This window comes from Sagittula sp. S175 (assembly GCF_049800975.1).
Classification (GTDB): domain Bacteria; phylum Pseudomonadota; class Alphaproteobacteria; order Rhodobacterales; family Rhodobacteraceae; genus Sagittula.
This window is the reverse complement of the sequence record NZ_JBNAGB010000002.1, coordinates 60,496-80,310: the sequence shown is the minus strand read 5'-3', so window position 1 is coordinate 80,310 and position 19,815 is coordinate 60,496. Positions and strand designations below refer to the sequence as shown.

The 19,815-nt window shown below is 65.9% G+C and carries 17 protein-coding genes; 9 read left to right on the top strand and 8 right to left on the bottom strand.

Features of this window, described 5'->3' with window-relative positions; all coding sequences use genetic code 11:
* The first annotated feature begins 648 nt into the window (after nt 1-648).
* Nucleotides 649-4,785 carry an Ig-like domain-containing protein gene (locus ACP16H_RS03470; RefSeq protein WP_425070860.1) on the top strand — a complete coding sequence of 1,379 codons (4,137 nt, stop codon included), beginning with the start codon at nt 649-651 and terminating at the stop codon, nt 4,783-4,785.
* Nucleotides 4,786-4,955: 170 nt separating this feature from the next.
* Nucleotides 4,956-5,345 (top strand): response regulator, encoded by a 390-nt coding sequence (locus tag ACP16H_RS03465; RefSeq protein WP_425070859.1) that lies wholly within the window; start codon nt 4,956-4,958, stop codon nt 5,343-5,345.
* Nucleotides 5,346-5,446: 101 nt separating this feature from the next.
* Here the strand turns inward: ACP16H_RS03465 and ACP16H_RS03460 are convergent, their stop codons facing one another.
* Both ACP16H_RS03460 and ACP16H_RS03455 read right to left on the bottom strand, forming a co-directional pair.
* Nucleotides 5,447-6,082: a nucleotidyltransferase family protein gene (locus tag ACP16H_RS03460; protein WP_425070858.1), complete on the bottom strand. Its 636-nt coding sequence runs from the start codon at nt 6,080-6,082 to the stop codon at nt 5,447-5,449.
* A gap of 140 nt (nt 6,083-6,222) precedes the next feature.
* Nucleotides 6,223-8,625, bottom strand: coding sequence for a GcvT family protein (locus ACP16H_RS03455; protein WP_425070857.1), 2,403 nt, complete (start codon nt 8,623-8,625; stop codon nt 6,223-6,225).
* 125 nt (nt 8,626-8,750) lie between these two features.
* On the opposite strand from ACP16H_RS03455, the gene ACP16H_RS03450 reads away from it, so the two are divergent.
* Both ACP16H_RS03450 and ACP16H_RS03445 read left to right on the top strand, forming a co-directional pair.
* A complete protein-coding gene (locus tag ACP16H_RS03450) occupies nt 8,751-10,046 on the top strand; it encodes a DUF2254 domain-containing protein (RefSeq protein ID WP_425070856.1) in 1,296 nt (431 codons plus the stop codon).
* 95 nt (nt 10,047-10,141) lie between these two features.
* Nucleotides 10,142-10,414 carry a hypothetical protein gene (locus tag ACP16H_RS03445; protein ID WP_425070855.1) on the top strand — a complete coding sequence of 91 codons (273 nt, stop codon included), beginning with the start codon at nt 10,142-10,144 and terminating at the stop codon, nt 10,412-10,414.
* 2 nt (nt 10,415-10,416) lie between these two features.
* Here ACP16H_RS03445 and ACP16H_RS03440 read toward each other — a convergent pair whose 3' ends face one another.
* Nucleotides 10,417-10,629, bottom strand: a complete 213-nt coding sequence (locus ACP16H_RS03440; protein ID WP_425070854.1) for a hypothetical protein — start codon at nt 10,627-10,629, stop codon at nt 10,417-10,419.
* Nucleotides 10,630-10,780: 151 nt separating this feature from the next.
* Nucleotides 10,781-12,085: an HlyC/CorC family transporter gene (locus tag ACP16H_RS03435; RefSeq protein ID WP_425070853.1), complete on the bottom strand. Its 1,305-nt coding sequence runs from the start codon at nt 12,083-12,085 to the stop codon at nt 10,781-10,783.
* A gap of 70 nt (nt 12,086-12,155) precedes the next feature.
* Between ACP16H_RS03435 and ACP16H_RS03430 the strand changes: the two genes are divergently transcribed.
* Both ACP16H_RS03430 and ACP16H_RS03425 read left to right on the top strand, forming a co-directional pair.
* Nucleotides 12,156-12,470, top strand: coding sequence for a metallophosphoesterase family protein (locus tag ACP16H_RS03430; RefSeq protein ID WP_425070852.1), 315 nt, complete (start codon nt 12,156-12,158; stop codon nt 12,468-12,470).
* Nucleotides 12,471-12,515: 45 nt separating this feature from the next.
* On the top strand, nt 12,516-12,971 hold the full coding sequence (locus ACP16H_RS03425; RefSeq protein WP_425070851.1) for a metallophosphoesterase family protein: 456 nt from the start codon (nt 12,516-12,518) through the stop codon (nt 12,969-12,971).
* A 449-nt stretch (nt 12,972-13,420) separates the two neighbouring features.
* Here the strand turns inward: ACP16H_RS03425 and ACP16H_RS03420 are convergent, their stop codons facing one another.
* Genes ACP16H_RS03420 through ACP16H_RS03410 form a run of 3 tightly spaced genes read right to left on the bottom strand, consistent with a single transcriptional unit; the run spans nt 13,421 to nt 15,984 of the window.
* Nucleotides 13,421-14,353, bottom strand: a complete 933-nt coding sequence (locus tag ACP16H_RS03420) for a site-specific tyrosine recombinase XerD (protein ID WP_425070850.1) — start codon at nt 14,351-14,353, stop codon at nt 13,421-13,423.
* 10 nt (nt 14,354-14,363) lie between these two features.
* Complete coding sequence (locus ACP16H_RS03415; protein ID WP_425070849.1) at nt 14,364-15,827, bottom strand: hypothetical protein; 1,464 nt, start codon at nt 15,825-15,827, stop codon at nt 14,364-14,366.
* A 7-nt stretch (nt 15,828-15,834) separates the two neighbouring features.
* Nucleotides 15,835-15,984 (bottom strand): hypothetical protein, encoded by a 150-nt coding sequence (locus ACP16H_RS03410; protein ID WP_425070848.1) that lies wholly within the window; start codon nt 15,982-15,984, stop codon nt 15,835-15,837.
* A 93-nt stretch (nt 15,985-16,077) separates the two neighbouring features.
* Between ACP16H_RS03410 and ACP16H_RS03405 the strand changes: the two genes are divergently transcribed.
* The 3 genes from ACP16H_RS03405 (at nt 16,078) to ACP16H_RS03395 (ending at nt 18,650) form a co-directional block, all read left to right on the top strand.
* Nucleotides 16,078-16,686, top strand: a complete 609-nt coding sequence (locus tag ACP16H_RS03405) for a shikimate kinase (protein WP_425070847.1) — start codon at nt 16,078-16,080, stop codon at nt 16,684-16,686.
* Complete coding sequence (gene aroB, locus ACP16H_RS03400; RefSeq protein WP_425070846.1) at nt 16,683-17,795, top strand: 3-dehydroquinate synthase; 1,113 nt, start codon at nt 16,683-16,685, stop codon at nt 17,793-17,795. The genes ACP16H_RS03405 and aroB overlap by 4 nt, the downstream gene beginning before the upstream one ends.
* 171 nt (nt 17,796-17,966) lie before the next feature.
* Complete coding sequence (locus ACP16H_RS03395) at nt 17,967-18,650, top strand: hypothetical protein (protein ID WP_425070845.1); 684 nt, start codon at nt 17,967-17,969, stop codon at nt 18,648-18,650.
* Nucleotides 18,651-18,661: 11 nt separating this feature from the next.
* On the opposite strand, the gene ACP16H_RS03390 is transcribed toward ACP16H_RS03395, so the two are convergent.
* Nucleotides 18,662-19,726 carry a site-2 protease family protein gene (locus ACP16H_RS03390; protein WP_425070844.1) on the bottom strand — a complete coding sequence of 355 codons (1,065 nt, stop codon included), beginning with the start codon at nt 19,724-19,726 and terminating at the stop codon, nt 18,662-18,664.
* Nucleotides 19,727-19,815: the final 89 nt, after the last annotated feature.

Here is a 19,815-nt window from a genome sequence, read left to right as displayed (position 1 = left end):
GCTGCTTTTACCTCTGGACGGCGGCTTGGGTGGTCAATTTCCGCAAGTCTTGGGGATTGGTTCGTGGGCTGGGACAAACATCGCGAGCCTGTCACTAAAGACCGCGCGCAATCGGGCCACAATTTGGGCAGGCATTATTGTTTCTTAAATATTGGTTAACGGCGGGACGAAACCGCTGCCTGAGGCGAAGGCGATTGTGGATAACCGCTAAATCCTGAGGAAATGGCGATTTTTCCGTTTCGCAAGCGTGAACAATCGCCCGATTTTCCTCTGTCGCCATATGTACAGACCGCCCAGATTGGGGCGCAAAGCGGACCTCGGCTGCCCGGTTTGCGCCACTTTTCACTTCCGGGGAGGCGGTCCGATGCCGTATTAATCTCTCAAGCCCAACTGGGGGGTGAAGATTTAAGGCCACGGGGGCGGCCGCTGAACGGCTCGGGTTTGTTGATCCGACGTGATGCGAGGACGAGATTCGTCCAAGCCGCCAGGCGTTCTTCAGTCCGCGTAAAGACGTGGGCATGAGGCACGGCGAAAACGTCGAGACCATCAGAGCAGAGCGAAATGAGGAAATGGGCAGTGCCGCGGGCATTGTCGCCGCGATGATCTGCGGCTGGGGCCTGCCCCCGACAGGAAAATGAGGGTCTTGAGATGGCTGATTTGGTTCTGGATTGGGGTGCACTGGGCGCATACGGCACCGTTCTGACCGACACCGACGAACTGGCGGGCGCACCGTCGGCAACCGTGGACACCGGCGGCGTTGCCGTGGACATCACCTTTGACGGGCTGGAAGTGGGCTCTCAGGCGTTCACCTTCAACGCACCGGGCTACGTGGCCGATGGCGAGACCTACGACCCGCAGTCCTGGCTGAAGCTGTTCGGTGAGGCTGACGGCGTGGCCGGGCCGACCTCGACCACCACGCTGGATTTCCGGTCGACCGACAGCGCGCTGTACACCGACCAGGTGCAGAACGTGTCCTTCCGTCTGAACGACATCGACACCGACACCGTGGGCGACATCGACGGCAGCGCAGGCGCCTTCGAGGACATCCTGTCCGTGACCGCCTATGACGCGGCGGGCAACGAAGTTCCCGTGACCTTCACCCCGGCGGGTTCGGTCAACGTGACCGGCAACACGCTGGACGGCGAGACCACCACCGGTCTGACCGACGCGGACGGCTCTGTCCTCGTCGAGATCGCGGGTCCGGTCGCACAGATCGTCATCAACTATGCCAACGGCGGTGTGTCCGAGCAGCGCGTGAACGTGTCCGACATCGAGTTCTCGACCGTGGACGTGGCAGACGCGAACATGGACCCGGATGCCGTGGACGATGCTTTCTCGACCACGCTGGACACCGCGGTGATCGTGAACCCGCTGTCGAACGACACCGACCCGGACGGCGACACGCTGACCGTCACCACCATCGGCACCGCCACCAACGGCACCGCGACGCTGGACCCGACCACGGGTGAAGTGACCTACACGCCGAACGCGGGTTTCGTCGGCACCGACACCGTGGACTACACCATCACCGACGGCAACGGCGGCACCGACACGGCGACGATCACCTTCACCGTGACCGACCCGACCGATCCGAACACGCCGCCGGTGGCCGTGGACGACATCGCGACCACGACGATCAACGAGGGTGTGGCCATCAGTGCCACCGCGAACGACACCGACGCCGATGGCGACACGTTGACCGTGACCTCCATTGGTACAGTGACCAACGGTTTCGCCGAGGTCGATCCGGGCTCTGGCGCTGTCAATTTCATTCCGGATACGGATTTCGTCGGTGAGGCGACGATCGAATACACGGTATCCGACGGCAATGGCGGCACCGATACCGGCCTGATCACCGTGACGGTGACCGATCCGACCGATCCGAACACCCCGCCGGTGGCCGTGGATGACTCCGCGACGACTTCGCTGGACACTCCGGTGACCGTGTCGCTGCTGGCCAATGACACCGATGCGGATGGCGACACGCTGACCGTGACCGGCCTGTCGATCACCTCGCCGCTGAACGGTTCCGTGGTGCTGGACGATGCAACCGGCGAGCTGACCTACACGCCGAACGCCGGCTTCATCGGCACCGACACGCTGTTCTACACCGTCGACGACGGCAATGGCGGCACCGACACCGGCACCGTGACCTTCACCGTGACCGAGCCGGGCGACAACCCGCCGGTCGCTGCGGATGACGCGTACTCCACGCCGGAGGACGTCAACCTGGTGATGACTCCGCTGGACAACGACACCGATCCGGATGGCGATCCGCTGACGATCACCGCTATCACCCAGCCGACCAACGGCGTGGCCGTGTTCGACGAGCGTACCGGCGAAGTGACCTATAACCCCGATGCGGGCTTCAACGGCATCGACCGGATCGAGTACACGATCACCGACGGCAACGGCAACACCGACACCGCCGTGATCGAGATCACCGTGGGCACCGGCAACGAAGCCCCGACAGCGGTGGATGACACGGCATCGACCCCGGTCGATACCCCGGTGGTCATCACCCCGGCGTCGAACGACACCGATCCGAACGGCGACCCGCTGACCGTGACCTCGATCACCACGCCGACCAACGGCACGGCGACGCTGGACCCGACCACGGGCGAAGTGACCTACACGCCGAACCCCGGCTTCGAAGGCACCGACACCATTGAGTACACCATCGACGACGGCAACGGCGGCACCGACACCGGCACCATCACCGTGACCGTGGCCGAGAACACCCCGCCGGTGGCGGTAGACGACGCGGTCGAGACCGCGCCGGGCACTCCGGTCACCATCCTGCCGCTGGTGAATGACACCGATGCCGATGGCGACCCGCTGACGCTGACCGGTGTAACCACTCCGGCCAACGGCACCGTGACCTTTGACCCGACCACGGGCGAAGTGACCTACACGCCGGACGCGGGCTTCCTGGGCCTGGAGACGCTGGAGTACACCGTTTCCGACGGTCAGGGCGGCACCGACACCGGTACGATCACCGTGGGCGTGGGCATCAACAACCCGGCCTTGGGGCGCATCGACACCGATGTGTTCCCGGTCGACCCGGCGCTGCAGCCGCTGGACCCGCTGGACGGCTTTGACGAAGACGCCGATCCGTCGGATGATCTGGACAGCGTCGTTGGCACCAGCGGTGCGGACGTGATCTCGACGGGCGACGATGCCGACACCATCCTGGCGGGCGCTGGCGATGACACCGTTCTGCCGGGCATCGACGACGACCTCGTCGACCTGGCGGGTGGCGACGACTACCTGTACGACGTGCAGGGTGCCGACACCATCACCGGCGGTCAGGGCAACGACACGATCATCGCGGGCACCGACACCTTCTCGGATTACGAGGGTGACGACGCGGCCTTCCTGCCGGGGTCGTTCCTGAACGACACCTTCGGTTTCACCCGTGACCCGAACCAGGAAGACGGCCGTGACTCGGTCGACGGTGAAGGCGGCAACGACTACATCGAGACCGGCGACGACCGTGACACCATCACCGGTGGCGCAGGCAACGACACGCTGATCGGCGGCATCGACGACGACCTGATCCGCGGCAACAACGACGACGACAGCCTGATCGGCGGTCACGGTTCCGACACCATCGACGGTGGCCAGGGCAATGACTACATCGACGGGTCGAACATCGCCGCGCTGGAGCAGATCGACGCCATCGACGTCAACACCGAGAACGACCGTGACCTGCTCGAGGGCTTCCTCGGCAACGACACGATCTTTGGCGGCGACGACGACGACACGCTGCGCGGTGGCTCGGGCGACGACTACCTCGACGGTGGCATCGACGAAGACCTGATCTTTGGCGGTGACGACAACGACACGCTGATCGGTGGTCAGGGCGCGGATACGCTGAACGGCGGCGCCGGTGTGGACTCGATCTCGGGTGGCGAAGGCCGCGACGTGATCGTGGTGTCCTCGGCAGCCGAAGGCACCGGTGACGTGGTCGACGGTGGCTCCGAGGGCTTCGTGGACACGCCCGACGTGTCCGACCCGGCAAACGGCGACTACGACATTCTGGACCTGACCGGTGCGGGTGTGCGGGACGTCGACTGGCGCATCGTCAACACCGTGACGGACTCGAACGGCAACGGCATCGACGGCACCGTGGAATACCTCGACGGCGCGGGCAACGTGACCGGGACCATGAACTTCTTCGAGATCGAGGAAGTGGTGCCCTGCTTCACCCCCGGCACGCTGATCGCCACCCCGGCCGGTGAAAAGCTGGTCGAGGATCTGGAAGTCGGTGACCGGGTCATCACCCGCGACAACGGCATCCAGGAGATCAAGTGGGTCGGCCGCAAGGACCTGACCGGCCACGATCTGGCCCGCAAGCCGCACCTGAACCCGGTGCTGATCCGTCAGGGTGCCCTGGGCAACAACCTGCCCGAGCACGACATGCTGGTGTCGCCGAACCACCGCGTGCTGGTGGCCAACGACAAGACCGCCCTGTACTTCGAAGAGCGCGAAGTTCTGGTGGCCGCGAAGCACCTGCTGGGTCTGGACGGTGTCGAGGAAGTGGAAACCGGGTCGGTGTCCTACATCCACATCATGTTCGACCAGCACGAGGTGGTTCTGTCGAACGGTGCATGGACCGAGAGCTTCCAGCCCGGCGACTACTCGCTTAAGGGCATCGGGAACGCGCAGCGCCAGGAAATCCTGGAACTGTTCCCGGAGCTGGCAGAGGCCGAGGGCCTGAAGGCCTACGCTTCGGCGCGCCGCTCGCTGAAGAAGCACGAGGCCGCACTGCTGGTGCCCTGACATATGCAGCCTGTCCCCTGAACGCGCATTTCGCGGGGGCGGACAAACGAACAGGGCGGCCTTGGGGGAGGCCGCCCTGTTTGCGTTTAATTTGATGTAATTCAATAGGTTGTGGGTTTGTTAATCTTTCCCGGTCAGTCTCGGTCGACGTTTGGGAAGGATGAAAGGCCATGGGCAAGACAGAACAGCTGTGCCTGATCGTCGACGATCAGGAGTTTGACCGGCGGATGATGCGCCGGGTGTTGGCCAAGGAGTTCCCGAATATCCCGTTGCTGGTCGCCAAGGACCTGAAGGAGGCCCGCGCCCGGCTGAACGATCGCAATGTGACGATGGTGTTTCTGGACAATGCCTTGCCCGACGGGATGGGCGTGGATTTCGTGCGCGAGCTGGCGGCGAGCGAACAGTTCAGGCGCGTGCCGGTGGTGATCGTCAGCGATTTCCCGACGCCCTTCATGTATGCCAAGGCGCAGGCCGCCAATGTGCGGGAGGTCTGGTCGAAACGCGATTTCCTGGGGCCGTCGGTGCGGCGCGTCATGCAGCGCTACGCCGTGGCGTCCTGACGTTTCCATCGAATTTTCCGGGAAGTGCCCGTCTGTCAGTGTTCCTTGGACGGGGACCCCATGAGCGGGGCCCCGATCTGTCGGGACTGGTGGACCGGCGGTTATTCCGCCGGCACCTTCATGTTTTCGACGATCATGTCGTCGCAGTTTCCACGCCAGCTGGCCCAGGCTTCGGGCGTGTCGAGGTCGACAAGCGCGCGGTTGCCCGGAAGGGTCACGCGGCGCAGGCGGTGCTGGTTGGCGCGCAGGATCTCTCGTGCGCCGTGATCGCCCGTCAGTTGCGCCATGGCCGAGAAGCAATCGGCGGGGAAGAGCACCGGGTGACCCGGCGTGCCGTCCTCTGCCGTGGCCTGTTGCAGCATGGGATGGGGGATCGACTTGAACGCCTCCATCAGGTGACGAATGTCGTTGGCCTCCAGCTCCGGCATGTCGGCGGGCAGGATCACCACGGCGCTCATGCCACGGGGCAACATGCCGACGCCGCGCCGCAGCGACGAGGACATTCCGTCGCAGGCATCGGGCACGGCCACGATTTGCACCGGCAGACCCGCTAGGGCGCGGGCGCGGGGGTGGTCGTAGTCTGGCAGCGTCACGGCGACATGGGCACCGGTGGCAATGGCGGTTTGAGCCATGCGGCGCAGGAGTGGCACGCCGCAGACGGTTTCTAGCAGCTTGTCTTTACCGCGCATCCGGGAGCTGGCACCGGCGGCAGGGATCAAAATGGCAATGTCTCGCATGGTCATTTCTATACCGAGGAATATCCTGAAAAGACAGAAAATTATTCGCTGCGGCTGCGAAGGCGACACCGCCGCGACGCGGCGAATGCAACCTTTGCGGTAGTGATTTGGCCCTTGTTTTGCAGGGCAAACCGTATCGGTCAGCCGCGCATCCGGCTGCCGTCCGTGTCGAAAAGATCCGTGGAAATTTTTCGCGCCGGGCAGCGTTTCCCTAGGATTTCGATCTCGGCGGACAGGTCGGGGGCGTCGCAGGCGCGGGGAATCAATGCATATGCAACCGACTGGCCGGTGTGATGCGAATACCCGCCAGAGGTGCAGAAGCCCTGCACCTTCCCGTCGATCCAGACCGGCTCGTAGGCCTGAACGTCGGCGTCCTCGACCGCGACGATGAAATGCACGAGGGTGCGGTCGGGCGGCGTGGCGTGTTCGGCCTCGGCCCTGGCTTTGCCGATGAAGTCCTTGTCCCACTGGATGAAGCGATCCAGCCCGGTTTCGGCGGCGGTGTAGTCGGGCGAAAACTCGCGCCCCCAGGAGCCGAAGAAGCGGTCGAGGCGCAGGCTCATCATGGCGCGCATGCCGAAGGGTTTCATGCGGTGCGGTTCGCCAGCGGCCCACAGCACGGACCAGAGCGCGCGTTGCTGCATCGGATCGCAGTAGATCTCGAACCCCAAGTCGCCGGTGTAGCTGACGCGCTGCACGAGGCAGTCGACCATGCCGACGGTCAGGGGGCGCACGTCGAGAAACTTCATGTCCGAAATGTCGGAGCGGGTGCAGGATTGCAGGATCTCGCGGGCCTTGGGACCTGCGATCTGGAAGCCGGTGGAGCGGTCCGAGATGTTCTCGATCGTGACGCCCGGTTCGGCGTTCTGGAGGAACCAGCGCATGTGATAAGCCTGCGCGCCGTAGGAGGCGGTCAGGCGGAAGTCCGTGTCCGACAGGCAGGCGACGGTGAAATCGCCGATGATGCGGCCCGCGTGGGACAGCATCGGGTTCAGCGCGATGCGGCCCGGTTTCGGGATGCGGCCTGCCATGATGCGGTTCAGCCAAGCCCGCGCGTTTTCGCCGGTGACGCGGTATTTGCCGAAGTTCTGCACCTCGTTGATGCCTGCGGCTTCGCGGACGGCGCGGACCTCGCGGGCGGTGGCGTCAAAGGCGTTGGAGCGGCGGAAGGACGGCGTTTCATATCGCGGCTCTCCTTCGGCGGCGAAGTAGTTCGGCACTTCGAGGCCGTATTGCGCGCCCCAGACCGCGCCCATGTCGTCGAAGATGTCGTACATCGGCGTGGTGGCGAGGGGACGGGCGGCGGGTTTTTCCTCGTTCGGGTAGGAGACGGAGAAGCGCGTCTGGTAGTTCTCGATCACCTTGGGCAGCGTGTAGCCGGGGCTGATCCAGTCGCCAAACCGCGCCACGTCCAGCGCGCGGGTGTCGCGTTCGCATTCGCCCTCGATCATCCATTGCGCGAGCATCAGGCCGACGCCGCCGCCCTGGGAGAAGCCCGCCATGACGCCGCAGGCCGACCAGTAGCCGCGCAGGCCGGGAATGGGGCCGACCAGCGGGTTGCCGTCGGGGGCAAAGGTGAAGGGGCCGTGAATGACCGATTTGATGCCCGCGCGTTCCAGAACCGGGAAACGGCGATAGGCGAATTCGATGGACTGTTCGATCTTGTCGAAGTCGTCGGGGAGCAGTTCGTGGCCAAACTCCCACGGCGTGCCGTCGACGGCCCATGGACGGCAGGGCTGTTCGTAAAAACCGATGCAGAGGCCGCGGCCCTCCTGCCGCAGGTAGGACTCGCCGGCGGGGTCCATGACGTGGGGGTGTTCCTCGGCGCGCTCGTAGATCTCCGGGGTTTCCTCGGTCACGAGGTACTGGTGTTCCATCGGGTGCAGCGGCAGGTAGACGCCCGCCATGGCACCGACCTCGCGCGCCCAGAGACCGCCCGCGTTGACGACGTGTTCGGTGTGGACGGTGCCCTTGTCGGTCACCACGTCCCATGTGCCGTCGGGGCGCTGGGTGGTGGCGATGACCTTTGTGTGCAGGTGGATTTCCGCGCCGCCCATGCGCGCGGCCTTGGCGTAGGCATGGGTCGTGCCGGAGGGGTCGAGGTGGCCGTCGAGGGGGTCGTAAAGCGCGCCGACGATGCCGTCGAGGTTAATGAGATCGGTCATCTTGGCGATCTCTTCGGGGCCGACGATCTCGGTCTCGAGGCCCATGTAGCGGTGCTTGGCGCGCTCGGCCAGCAGCATGTCAAAGCGGTCGCGGTTGTCGGCGAGGGTGATGCCGCCGACGTGGTGCAGCCCGCAGGACATGCCGGTGAGCTCCTCCAGCTCGCGGTAGAGGCGGATGGTGTAGCCCTGAAGCGCCGCCATGTTGGTGTCGCCGTTCAGCGTGTGAAAGCCGCCCGCCGCGTGCCATGTGGAGCCGGAGGTGAGTTCGGAGCGTTCCAGCAGCATGACGTCGGACCAGCCGAGTTTGGTGAGGTGATGAAGGACGGAACAGCCTACGACTCCGCCGCCGATCACGACGACTCGGGTGGTGGTTTTCATGGTGGGCTCCCTGCGGTTTTGATTTCAGCCTAGCGGCGGATGAGACGGTTCCTTGCCCGAATGCGACCTTTGGTGTCGTGTTTGTTGGGATTGGCACGGCCTGCGGGCGCATTAGATTGCGCGGCATGGACAGTATTTTCTCCTTGCCCCGCAAAGCCCTGCGCATCCTGCGCGGATACTCCCGCATGCTTTGGGTGCGGGTGGCGATCTTTGGCCTGATGGCCATGGCGGTCATCCCGCTGAGCCAGATCATCGAGCGGCTGCTGCCCGAAGCGATGCAGGCCTGGGTGGCGGGGACCTCGGTCGACCGGCTGCTGGACATCATCGCGGCGGCCATGCTGACGGTCACGACCTTTTCGCTGACGGTCATGGTGTCGACCAACCATGCCACGGCGAGCCAGTTCACGCCGCGCCTGCAACAGTTGATCCGGCGGGATTCGGTGACGCAGAACACGCTGGCGACCTTCATCGGGTCCTATGTCTATGCGCTGACGGCCATCGTGCTGCGCGAGGTGAGTTACATCGGCGACGAAAAGGCGCTGGTGATGTTTGTCCTGACGGTGGCGGTGCTGGTGCTGATCGTCTGGTCGCTGATCCGCTGGATGATGCATCTGCAGTCGCTGGGATCGCTCATCAACTCGGCCCGGCAGGTGGAGGAAATCACCGACCAGCAGTTCCGCGACCGGCTGGAGAACCCCTGCCTTGGGGCGACGCCCCTGACCGGTGACGTGCCGGAGGACGGGCTGACCGTGGTCGCGCCCGAGACGGGGTACGTGCAGATCATTCACCCCGAGCCCTTGCAGGAGATGGCAGAGGAACTGGGCTGCGAGGTCTACATGCTGGCGGAGATCGGGGATTTCGTCTTTGTCCGGGCGCCCGTGGCGAAGGTCTGCGGGCTGGCGGAGGCGGACGAGGACACGCGGCGGCGGCTGCGCGAGACAATCCATGCCAACGTGGTGATGGGCGATGAACGGACGTATGACCAGGACCCGCGCTTTGGCCTGATGACCATGGCGCAGATCGCGTCCAAGGCCTTGTCGCCGGGGATCAACGATGGCGGCACGGCGATCGACATCATCAACCGGTCGGGGCGGATCCTGTCGGAATACCGCGACGAGACCGAGGGCGACGGAGAGGCGCGCAATCCGCGGCTGTACGTGCGGCCGCTGGATGCCGAGGCGCTGGTGGGCGATGCCTTTGACGCGATTTCGCGCGACGGGGCGGGCACGCGCGAAGTGCAGGAGCGGTTGCAGAAGGTGCTGGCCGGTCTGACGCGCCACCCGGACGAGGGCTTGAGCGAGGCGGCGCGGGTGCGGTCGGAGGAATACCTCGAACGGGCGATGGGGGCGCTGGACTGGGAGCCGGACCGCAAGCGGCTGGAGGCGGCGGCCAAGGCGGCCCATGACCGGGCGAACGGATGATACTCTCCGAGACCCGCTAACGGTTAATAAACGGTAAACGTGTTGGCGATGCATTAACCTGCGCGTAACCTGCTGGCGGGGCAGGGAGAATTTAGATGCTGCGCAGTTTTATGTCATGTCTTTTCGCCGTCGTGGTGACAGCAACGGCCCAAGTCGCTTTGGCGCAGGACGTGGGCGTGCAGTCCACCGCGCCGGAAACGTTGGTCGATCCCAATGGCGTCATGGAGCGGCTGCTGAACCTCGACGACGGTGTTGTCTGGTCGGCCACTTGCTGCAAGCGGTGCAGCAAGGGCAAGGCCTGTGGCAACAGCTGCATTTCGCGCAGCTACCAGTGCCATAAGGGCGTGGGCTGCGCCTGCGACGGCTGAGGTCAGTTGGTCCCGCGCCGGGGCCGGGGCGACGGAACAGGCGGCGTGCCGGCGGAGGGGCGCCGTTCGGACGGAAGGACTCCCCAGTGCATCCGGGGTTTCGGCGTGACACCGTTCAGCGGGCGCGGGATGTGCCAGTGCATGACTGCGCCGCTTTTGTCGTCGAGGGCCTGCGCGCGCATGCGCAGGATGTTGAGGATTGCCTCTGGGCTCATGGCTGCTCTGCCTGATCGAAGGGCCGGTTCTGCGACCGGGTCACCCGCCATCAGGCCAGAGCTTCGTTGACAAACCCTTGCCCCGCGCCGCCGGTGTTATGACAGTTCTAATCAGATGCGACGGGTTAACGCCGGAGGCTGTCACAGGTGGTCAGAGCGGCATGATCTTCAGTTTGGTGATGCGGTTGTTCTCGCGCGCCAGCACCTCGAAGCGGAAGCCGTGGAAGCTGAAGACCTGACCCACTGTGGGGATCATCTGGCTTTCGTAGATCACCACGCCCGCCACGGTGTTGGCCTCGTCGTCCGGCAGGGCGAAATCGGTGGCGCGGTTGAAGTCGCGGATCGTCATGGCCCCGTCGACCAGCAACTGTCCGTCCTCGGTGCGGGTGATCTGGTGCTCGGCCTGCGGGTCGAATTCATCGGTGATCTCGCCGACGATTTCCTCGAGGATGTCTTCGAGGGTGATGAGCCCCTTCAGCGAGCCGTATTCGTCCACCACCAGCGCAAAATGGGTGCGGCGGCGCAGGAACTGGCGCATCTGGTCGTCCAGCCAGGTCGTGTCGGGGACGAAATAGGGCTTCATCATCACGTCGGTGACCTTGAAGCCCTTCAGCGCCTCGGAGAGCGGCTCCTCGCCGGTGGTCAGCTTGTACATGGCGCGCAGCAGGTCCTTGGCGTGGACCACGCCGATGATGTTCTCGGGGTCGTTGCGGTAGACCGGCAGGCGCGTGTGGGAGGATTCGAGGCACTGTTGCAGGATGTCCTGCGGCGGGGTCTCGGCATCGATCATCTCGATGTTGGAGCGGTGGAGCATGATCTCTTCGACGGTCCGATCCCCAAGGTCGAGCGCGCCAAGGATGCGGTCGCGGTCTTCCTTCTCGACCACGCCCTCGGAGTGGCCGAGTTGCAGGGCACCGGCGATCTCCTCGCGGACGGCGAGGATGTGGCTGTCCGGGTCGGTCTGCACGCCGAACACGCGCAGCACGCCGCGCACCAGCAGGCGGACGGCGGAGACCACCGGAGAGAACAACCGCACGATCACGGCAATCGGCGTGGCGACGCGGGCGGCGGCGGTTTCGGGGTTGGTGATGGCGTAGGTCTTGGGCAGGACCTCGGCAAAGACGAGGACGACCACGGTCATCACCATGGTGGCCAGCGCCACGCCGCTGTCGCCGAAGAGGTTGGTGAACAGGGCGGTGGCAAGCGAGGTGGCCAGGATGTTCACCAGGTTGTTGCCCAGAAGGACGGAGCCGATCAGGCGCTCGTTGTCCTCTGTGATCTTCAGTGCCTTTTCGGCACCGGATGCGCCCTTGTCCGCGGCGGCCCGCAGTTTCCCGCGCGAGGCAGCGGTCAGCGCGGTTTCCGAGCCAGAGAAGAAGGCGGACATGGTAATCAATGCGAGGATGGCCCCGGAAGTGATCCAGAAGGCCGTGTCCAGGTCGGTTTGAGGTTCCATGTGGGCGCGCTTTCCTTGATGTATGGAGGGGTTATGGGGCGCGTGCGCCCATGGTTCAAGGGGCAGCAGAATGAGCTTTCGCACTGTGCACGCGTTTGACGACGACGCGCCGGTGATGGTCTTTGGCGGGCCGGTGTCGAACCTGCAGGCGGTGCAGGCGCTGAGGGCAGAGGCCGCCGCCCGGGGCATCCCGGCGGAGCGGGTTGTGTGTACCGGGGACGTTGTCGCCTATTGCGGCGATCCGGCGGCGACGGTGGCCGAGGTGCGCGACTGGGGCTGTCACGTCCTGGCCGGAAACTGCGAGCGGCAATTGGCGGAGAACGCCGAGGACTGTGGCTGCGGGTTCGACGAAGGCTCGACCTGCGATGTGTTGTCGGTGGGGTAGTACGGCTTCGCGCGGGGGAAGATCGACGAGGACGCGCGGGCCTGGATGGCGGGTTTGCCCGACGAGATCACCTTCAACGACTGCGCGGCGATCCATGGCGGCTATACGGATATCGCGCAGTTCCTGTGGCCGGTCACTGCGGAGGCAGCGTTCGCCGAGGAACTGGCAAGGCGGTCGGCGCTGACGGGGCAGGGCACGCCACGTCGCATCTTTGCCGGCCATTGCGGGCTGCCGTTTCGGCGCGAAGTGGGCGAGACGGAATGGATCAACACCGGCTCCCTTGGATTGCCGCCGAACGATGGGCGGCCTCACACCTGCTATGCAGTGCTGGACAGCGGGCAGGTGTCGTTGCACCGGCTGGAGTACAATTGGCAGGGAGCGCGCGAGCGGATGCGGGCGGTGGGATTGACGCAGGGCTACGACCGCTGTCTGGAAACCGGGGTCTGGCCGTCGCAGGACATTCTGCCCAAACAACTTCGCCGCCCGGTGGAGGTCCGGTGAGATGCCTGCGGCATCGTGGGGCTCTGCCCCACACCCCGAGGGTATTTTCATCAAGATGAAGGGGAGGGCCGTCCTGTGCCTTCATCTTGATCCAAATACCCTCGGGGGGCCGCGCAGCGGCCGGGGGCAGCGCCCCCTCGACGGTGCGGTCTGGCGAAGATCCGACTGGCAATTACTGGTCCCGCGCCGCGGAGCGGCGCGCCGGTCGCCGGCGTCTGCCAGCGAAAAACGGGGGGGGGGGGCGGCCCCCCCCCCGCGGGCCCCGGGGGGCCCCCCCGGGGCCCCCCCCCCCCCCCGGTCGCCTGCGTCAGCAGGCGAAATCCCGTTTAGAGTGCCGCCTACGTCAGCAGGCGAAATCCCGTTTAGAGTGTCGCCTGCGTCAGCAAGCGAAATCTGATTGAAAGTGACACCTGAAAGCCCATGTGAAACATGGCGGGAAACGCGGCTTATCAGTCCTTGGCGAGCGGGTGGTGGTCCAGCACCAGTTCGCGCAGGCGTTCTTCGAGGACGTGGGTGTAGATCTCGGTCGTGGCCACGTCAGCGTGGCCGAGCAGGGTTTGGATCGCCCTTAGGTCCGCGCCGTTCGCCAGAAGGTGAGTGGCGAAGGCGTGGCGCAGGGTGTGGGGGGTGACCTTGGACGGAGATACGCCGGCTTCGACGGCGAAGTCCTTGATGAGTATGTAGAAGGCGTGGCGGGTCAGGTGACCGGCCTTGCCGTGGCTGGGGAAGAGGAAGGCGGAGGGGGCGTGGCCCTTGCTGCGCGCCTCGTCCTCGGCGGCGTCGCGGATGGCGAGCCAGGTGGCCAGGGCCTCGCGCGCAGGCGGAGACAGCGGCACCATGCGTTCCTTGCCGCCCTTGCCGCGGATCAGAAGCATCCGGGGATCGCCGCGCGCCGAGGACACGGGCAGTGAGACCAGTTCCGTGACACGCATGCCCGTCGCATAGAGCACCTGCATCAGGCAGGCGTTGCGGGCGCGGTCGGCGGGGGTGCGGCCATGGGCTTCGGCGGCGGTCAGAAGGCGGTCGACCTCTTCGACGGAGAGCGTCTTGGGCAGGCGCTTGTCGCGGCCCGGGCCGGAGATCTGCACGGCGGGGTTGTCTTCGCGCAGGTCTTCTTCGAAGGCGAAGCGGTAGAGTTGCTTGATCGCGGACAGCCGGCGCGCCCGTGTCGCGCGGCTCAGGCCCAGCGTATCGCAATCCACCAGATAGCTTTCGACGTCATCGCGCGAGGCCGTGGCGAAATCGCGGCCCTTGTCCGCCAGCCAGTCGGCCACATGGGTGAGGTCGCGTTCGTAGGCGGCCAGCGTGTTGGCGGCGGCGCCGCGTTCGGCGGCCATGGCTTCGAGGAACAGGGGAAGCCAGCGGGAGGGGGGGATGGTCATCGCCCGGACCTCATTGCAGGGCCCGTTCGGCGTCGAGGATCATCAGTTCCAGCGCCGCGCGGCGGGCCGTGTCCTCGAGCCCCACGGCGCGCAGGGTGGCCAGGGCATCGGTCAGGTCCTGCCCGTTCCCGGCGGCGCCCGAGCCAAAGAGGGCGATGGCGCGCAGGATGACTTCGCCGAGGCGGCCTTCGTCCAGTTGGTTTTGCAGGACCGAGGGCATCGCCGCGTTGCGGAAGGCCTGCGCGACGGCATCGGCATGGGGCAGGTTGGGGATGTCTTCGGGCGGGAGGCCGCGCGCCACGGCGGTCAGGAACCGGGCCTCCGTTCCGCTGTCGCCCAGCTGGACCGAGAGTTCCTCGTATTGCGGGCTGAGGAACATCGCACGGCGTGCCATGCTGATGGCGCGTCCGTCCAGCTTGCGGCCTGCGAGGCGCGGCGCAAAAAGGTCGGCGAAAGGAGTCAGCATGCGGGCGTGGGCCATCTGCGGCCAGACGCGGATCAGCGCGCGTGAGATGGCGGCATCGTTGTTGCGGTCCAGTGCGGTCTCGAAGTCCTGAAGGGCCTCGACGCGGTCCCAGATCCCTCCGGAGGCGGCGGGCTGTCGCAGTGTGTAGATGCCCAGCAGGCGGTTCGGCGCAAAGCTGCCTGCGCGGGCCAGCCGTTCGGCGGCTTCGATCTGCGCGCGCCAGCCGTTGTCGCCAGAGAGGTCGAGCACGGCGTAGGGCAAGGGCAGGGGCGCGGTGGGCAGCGGTTCGCCAAGGGCTTCGAACAGGCGGAATTCCAGCGGCGTCGGGCGCACGGGCGGCAGCAGGACGCGATCGTCCCCCATGTCGGGGTCAAGAAAGCGGCGCAGCAGTTCGGCGCGGCGGCCGGTGATCTCGCCCAGCGTCTCGGCGCTTTGCAGGATCAGGGCTGCGCGTTGCCAGTCACCGGCGCGGGCGGTGCAGAAGATGCGCAGCGAGAGGTCGTTGGACAGGCGCGGCTGGGCTCCGAGCTTGGCGCAGACGGGTTCGCTGCGGCCCAGAAGCAGCGACAGATCGACCCAGTGGTCAAAGAGGCGCGGGTCCTCGGTGCCGGTGATGTCGAGCAGGGCCAGGGCCTCTTCGACGGCGCCTTGCGCCATCAGCCAGTCGAGCCGCGATGCGAGAAAGTCGAGCCGGTTGTCCCCGGCAGGCGGCGCGGCCTCGGCCAGGATCAGCGTGTGCATCAGGCTGGTCATGGCGGGCACGGGCAGGTCCACGGCGGCGATCAGGGTCGCAAGGCTGCGTGGATCGGAGGCGCGCCAGAGCGTCGGCGGCAGGCCGGTCGTCGCCGTTCCCAGAAGCCCCGCCGCGCCGACATTCGCGGCGGACAGCGGTGCGCTGTCCACGGCGGGCGGCAGGGCGCTGGAGGTCACGGGGTCGGTCTGTGCCAGCACCTGCGCGGGGGCCAGCGCGATCAATGCGACTCCCAGACGTCGTTTCCATGCCGCCATGGTCACGTCAGTTCCCGTCCAGTTGCACGGGCACGCGGATTTCATCCTGGGCCGGGCCGAAGTCGGCGCCGAAGTACGGGCCGACGTAGACGTAAGCGATCAGCACCAGCAGCCCCAGGATGAGGAGATAGAATAGCCATTTGATAAGTCGCCCCATGTGGGCACCCCCTGCCTCAGGTTTTTTCGCTTTATACCTAGCCTTTTTGTCCGGTTCACGTCATTCACGCAACAGGCAAGAGATGGGCAAGGAATGGCCGAAGCGACGGATCACCGGGAATTGACCAATGCGGCGGACGAGGCGTCCGGCAGGGGGTTGGTCCTGCACAAGACCATCGTCTTCGTGGGGATGATGGGCGCGGGCAAGACGGCGGTGGGCCGGACGCTTGCGGCGCATCTGGGCGTGGTCTTCCGCGATTCGGATCACGAGATCGAGGAAGCGGCGCAGCGCACCATCGCCGAGATCTTTGCCCGCGACGGCGAGGCGTTCTTTCGCCGCAAGGAAACCCAGATCATCGAACGGCTGCTGGACGGCGCGCCCGGCGTTCTGTCGACTGGGGGCGGCGCCTTCATGGCGGAGCGCAACCGGCAGATCATGACGCAGAAGGGCGTGTCCATCTGGCTGAACGCGGACCTCGACCTGTTGTGGGAGCGGGTGCGGCACAAGGATACGCGACCGCTGCTGAAGACGCCCGACCCGAAGGGCACGTTGCGCGCGCTCTACGAGCAGCGCGTGCCGGTCTATGCGCAGGCGGATGTGGTCGTGCGCTCCGAGCCGGGGCTGTCGCTGGACGCCATGGCGCGCCGGGTGGAAGAGGCGCTGCTGAGCACGCGCCCGGATGTATTGGAAAGACTGACATGATCGAAACCGTCTCTGTCCCGCTGGAAGGTCGTGAGTACGAGGTGCGCATCGGCGAGGGCCTGCTGGAGCGGGCCGGGGCCGAGATCGCACCGCTGTTGAAGCGGTCTCGCGTGGCCATCGTCTCGGATGAAACGGTGGCGGCGGCGCATCTGGCGACCTTGCAGGCGGCGCTGAAATCCGAGGGGATCGAGAGCGTTGCCATGACCCTGCCTGCGGGCGAGGGGACGAAAAGCTGGCCGTATTTTTCGCAGACGGTGGAATGGCTGCTGGAGGCCAAGGTCGAGCGGCGCGACGTGGTGATCGCACTTGGCGGCGGCGTGATCGGCGATCTGGTCGGTTTTGCTGCGGCGGTGCTGCGGCGGGGTGTGCGGTTCGTGCAGATCCCGACCTCGCTGCTGGCGCAGGTGGATTCGTCTGTCGGTGGCAAGACCGGGATCAACACGGCGCAGGGCAAGAACCTCGTGGGCAGTTTCCACCAACCCGCGCGGGTGCTGGCGGACATTGGCGTGCTGGGCACGCTGACGCCGCGCGACTTCCGCGCCGGGATGGGCGAGGTGGTGAAATACGGGATGCTGGGCGACGCGGGGTTCTTTGACTGGCTGGAACAGAACGCGGCGGCGGTGATCGGCGGCGACGTGGCGGCGCGGCAATACGCGGTGAAACGCTCGGTCGAGATGAAGGCGGAGATCGTGCTGCGGGACGAGACGGAGCAGGGCGACCGCGCGCTGCTGAACCTCGGGCACACGTTTTGTCACGCCTTTGAAAAGGCGACGGGATACGGCGACCGGCTGCTGCATGGCGAAGGCGTGGCGATCGGCTGCGCGCTGGCCTTCGAGTTGTCCTCGCGGCTGGGGCTGTGCCCGCAGGAGGACCCGAGCCGGGTTCGGGCGCTTCTGAAAGACGCGGGGATGCGCTGCGACCTGAAGGACATTCCCGGCGATCTGCCGGATGCGGAGCACCTGCTGGACCTGATGGGACAGGACAAGAAGGTCATCGACGGCCAGTTGCGATTCATTCTGGCGCGCCGGATCGGGGAGGCCTTTGTCACCTCGGACGTGCCGCGCGAGACCGTGCGCGCCTTGCTGGCAGAGCAGTTGGCCGGGCGTTGACCCCCTTCGGGCCGACGTGCGTCACACACGGTATGGTATACTTTACCTAGCGGAATTTATCCATTGCCGCGACTCGGATCGCATCCCAAGATCGAGACGGAAGAGGTGCGCGTCGGCTGCTCTGGTGGCAGGTCCGCGTCGCGCGCCCCGGTCTTGTGAAAGGTTCGATGGATGCGACCCAGTGAGCTTGTCGGCAAGGTGCTTGTCGGACCAAACCCGTATTTTGGTGCCCCCGATGCCCCGAACGAAGGCGCGGTGGCCGACTATTTCCGGGATGCCACCTGGACGGTGGCGGATCTGGACGAGGTCATGCAACGCAAGCCCGAACCCGGGTTGGTCATGTCCACGGTCTATCATATTCTTGGATACTCGGACGCGCCCGTCGCCCATAACCTTCGGTTCCTGTTGTGGCAGGCGGGGGTGGCCACGACGGCGACCCTTTGGCGTCCGGTGATAAGCGGACCGTTCAGCGGCTGCTGGCTGTTCAACATCCGTGATCGGCAAGTGGTGCATGTGGGGACAGGTTCCGGCGCCTGGGCCGCGGGGATGAACGTTGCGGTCAAGACCGCGTTTCGCAACCACGTGAGGGGGTTGCGGCCGGGCACGGTGATGGGGTTCAGCCCCTCGGAATACGTCAACGTGGGGACATTGCCGGGCAGCACGCCCGCTGGCGACGATTTCACGTCGAAGGAAGCCTGGGGAATGTACACGACCGATGGCACGCCTTGGGCGCTGGGGATCGGAAAGATCACAGGCGGCGATGGTCAGCCCATCGGGTACTACGTTCTGGAAGCACGGCGCGCCATCGCCCGCACGTGGGAGAATATCGACGGCCAACACGAGGATTGGCTCTGACGGCGCTGCGGTCAGCGTGGACGGCGGAGCACCATGAGTTCGCCGACGTTTTCCGACGTGACATAGCCCAGCACGTGGCCGGACGGGTCCACTGCGGCGACGGCGGGAGCGGATTGCAGGGCTTCGAGGACCTTGAGCAGGGGTGTTGCCAGCGGCAGGGCCGGGACGTCGTGGGTCATGACGTCGCCGACGTGCAGGCCGGTTTCGCCCTGGGCCATGGCGGTGAAGAGGGCCTGCCGGGTGAGGAAGCCTTGCAGGCGGCCATCAGGATCGAGGACGGGGAATTCGTGTTGCGTGGTGCGGATCAGGGTCTGGCCGGCGGTGTGCAGGCTGTCCTCGGGGGCGAGGGGTTCGAAGCTGGTGATGATGGCGTCGCGCAGGAAGAGGCCCTTGGCCACGTCGCGCATGGAGACGTCCTGCGCTTCGCCCTCGGCGGCGATCCAGACGAAGAGGGCGATCAGGATCAGCATGAGGTTGCCGGAGTATAGCCCGTAGAAGGCGAAGGCGAAGGCCACCACTTGTCCGGCGGCGGCGGCGATGCGGGTGGCGCGGACGCGGTTCGTGCCCATGGCGAGGGCGGCGCGGAGCACGCGGCCTCCGTCCATGGGGAAGGCCGGGAGCATGTTGAACAGCGCCAGTGCGAGGTTCACGGCGGCGATGCGGCCCGCGAGGTTGCCGGTGGCGGTGGGGTCGGACAGGGCCTCGACGCTGGTGTCGGCGCCAAGCGCGATCAGCACGGCCCAGATCACCACGTTGACCGCAGGACCGGCGAGGGCGACGGCGATTTCCTGGCCGGGGCGTTCGGGGATGCGTTCCAGGCGGGCGAGGCCGCCGATGGGCAGGAGGGTGATGTCCGGGGTTTTCACCCCGAAGCGGCGGGCCATGAGGGCGTGGCCGTATTCATGCGCCACGACGCAGGTGAACAGCAGCACCACGAACAGCACGTTGTCGAGCGCGGCGGCGGGGCCACCCGTTGTCCAGGCGGAGATGCCGATCCAGGCGAGCAGCAGGAAGAACGTCGCGTGGACGCGCAGCTCGGATCCGAGAAGGCGGCCGATGGGAAAGGACCAGGTCATGGCGGCTCCGCGTGGTTGCGCCCGATAGGAGCATGGCGCGCGCAAAGGGTAAAGGGGACGTGGTGTCCCGGGGCTGGACAGATGGGACG

Excerpts from the sequence above, each read along its gene's own strand:
- ACP16H_RS03470 (WP_425070860.1), top strand. The coding sequence starts at position 649 with ATGGCTGATTTGGTTCTGGATTGGGGTGCACTGGGCGCATACGGCACC.
- ACP16H_RS03465 (WP_425070859.1), top strand. The coding sequence starts at position 4,956 with ATGGGCAAGACAGAACAGCTGTGCCTGATCGTCGACGATCAGGAGTTT.
- ACP16H_RS03460 (WP_425070858.1), bottom strand. The coding sequence starts at position 6,082 with ATGCGAGACATTGCCATTTTGATCCCTGCCGCCGGTGCCAGCTCCCGG.
- ACP16H_RS03455 (WP_425070857.1), bottom strand. The coding sequence starts at position 8,625 with ATGAAAACCACCACCCGAGTCGTCGTGATCGGCGGCGGAGTCGTAGGC.
- ACP16H_RS03450 (WP_425070856.1), top strand. The coding sequence starts at position 8,751 with ATGGACAGTATTTTCTCCTTGCCCCGCAAAGCCCTGCGCATCCTGCGC.
- ACP16H_RS03445 (WP_425070855.1), top strand. The coding sequence starts at position 10,142 with ATGCTGCGCAGTTTTATGTCATGTCTTTTCGCCGTCGTGGTGACAGCA.
- ACP16H_RS03440 (WP_425070854.1), bottom strand. The coding sequence starts at position 10,629 with ATGAGCCCAGAGGCAATCCTCAACATCCTGCGCATGCGCGCGCAGGCC.
- ACP16H_RS03435 (WP_425070853.1), bottom strand. The coding sequence starts at position 12,085 with ATGGAACCTCAAACCGACCTGGACACGGCCTTCTGGATCACTTCCGGG.
- ACP16H_RS03430 (WP_425070852.1), top strand. The coding sequence starts at position 12,156 with ATGAGCTTTCGCACTGTGCACGCGTTTGACGACGACGCGCCGGTGATG.
- ACP16H_RS03425 (WP_425070851.1), top strand. The coding sequence starts at position 12,516 with ATGGCGGGTTTGCCCGACGAGATCACCTTCAACGACTGCGCGGCGATC.
- ACP16H_RS03420 (WP_425070850.1), bottom strand. The coding sequence starts at position 14,353 with ATGACCATCCCCCCCTCCCGCTGGCTTCCCCTGTTCCTCGAAGCCATG.
- ACP16H_RS03415 (WP_425070849.1), bottom strand. The coding sequence starts at position 15,827 with ATGGCGGCATGGAAACGACGTCTGGGAGTCGCATTGATCGCGCTGGCC.
- ACP16H_RS03410 (WP_425070848.1), bottom strand. The coding sequence starts at position 15,984 with ATGGGGCGACTTATCAAATGGCTATTCTATCTCCTCATCCTGGGGCTG.
- ACP16H_RS03405 (WP_425070847.1), top strand. The coding sequence starts at position 16,078 with ATGGCCGAAGCGACGGATCACCGGGAATTGACCAATGCGGCGGACGAG.
- aroB (WP_425070846.1), top strand. The coding sequence starts at position 16,683 with ATGATCGAAACCGTCTCTGTCCCGCTGGAAGGTCGTGAGTACGAGGTG.
- ACP16H_RS03395 (WP_425070845.1), top strand. The coding sequence starts at position 17,967 with ATGCGACCCAGTGAGCTTGTCGGCAAGGTGCTTGTCGGACCAAACCCG.
- ACP16H_RS03390 (WP_425070844.1), bottom strand. The coding sequence starts at position 19,726 with ATGACCTGGTCCTTTCCCATCGGCCGCCTTCTCGGATCCGAGCTGCGC.